Below are 1,023 nucleotides of genomic sequence, written 5' to 3' on the forward strand. Positions count from 1 at the left end.
TCAATCATCGAAAAGTTCTTCAAGTGCATATCTGCATTTCCAGTTAGGAATGAAAACAAAGCTACTTCAAAAAATACTTGAGCATCAAATAATGGGTTGGATGAATATTGCATAATCACTTTACCAACTTGTTCCATGGAACCTTTATACTTATCCTCTGTCAGGCGTTCACTTAATTGGCACAAATCTTCCATCGCTAGTTTCCGATCCCCAATTCGATCTATTCTTTTGGTAATATAAGCCAGTTCCCCTGATTTCAGCCTGATTAGTGAGTGTGGTACAACATTTATCTTAAACAACTTGGCCAAATGCATCGTCAAATCCTCGTTCTCAGGCAAATGATCAAATTGCAGAGTAGGTGGTTTCAATATATAATTTCCCCAAACGCCAACCAAAGTCAATCGGTTCTCTTGCCCTCTTTGAGGCTCAAAATGAAAAGATAACTTAGCTTGAACACCTGGAACGGTAACATGGCTTTGGACTACCTTTTTTGCCAGTTCATGCATCTGGTCCAAAGAATAATCCAATACAGGAGCTTCCGTAGTTCCAAATATCTTTTTTGAACATTTTGAATGAAAGTCTTTATCTCCTTCACCTAATGGGTGATAGCAATATAAACATTTGTTATTCATGATCATTTGCGTTAAATGGAAGAACAGAAACTGCTCCAATGCAATCTTTACAACAAGCTAAGAGTAAGCCCATTCGGTCATTAGCCTTTAACTTCCAATTATCTACAGCTATATCTAACAACCAACCTTCCGGTATCAGACCATCAAAAAAAGGAAACATTATATTAGATGAGTATGGGTGTTCAGAAATAGGCAGAGTCTTGCTGATTGGCCATTTTTCTTCTTTGTTTAAGTATTCTTCATCATAAGCAAAGCGATACCCCTTCTCGGTCTCTTCAATAATTCCTGCAAAATATTGCTTATAAAACACTTTCCCTTTTCTATTCATTATCTACTAATTTTGTTTCAACTGGAGTTAATTTATGTCCGAACAATGCCAACACCTCATTAA

Annotated in this window: 2 protein-coding genes; both read right to left on the reverse strand. The window is 36.7% G+C overall.

Annotated features, from left to right (window positions below):
* On the reverse strand, positions 1-632 hold a 632-nt coding region (locus tag OM075_RS25170; protein WP_301193325.1), incomplete at its 3' end, for a HipA domain-containing protein.
* Entirely contained in the window at positions 625-960 is a 336-nt protein-coding gene (locus OM075_RS25175) for a HipA N-terminal domain-containing protein (protein ID WP_301193326.1), read from the reverse strand. The genes OM075_RS25170 and OM075_RS25175, both read right to left, overlap by 8 nt.
* Between the last annotated feature and the right edge of the window lie 63 nt (positions 961-1,023).

The sequence above is a fragment of the Plebeiibacterium sediminum genome (assembly GCF_026013605.1).
Classification (GTDB): domain Bacteria; phylum Bacteroidota; class Bacteroidia; order Bacteroidales; family Marinilabiliaceae; genus Saccharicrinis; species Saccharicrinis sediminus.

Bases quoted from the DNA above. Each gene is read 5' to 3' on its own strand.
- OM075_RS25175 (WP_301193326.1), bottom strand. From the start codon at position 960: ATGAATAGAAAAGGGAAAGTGTTTTATAAGCAATATTTTGCAGGAATT.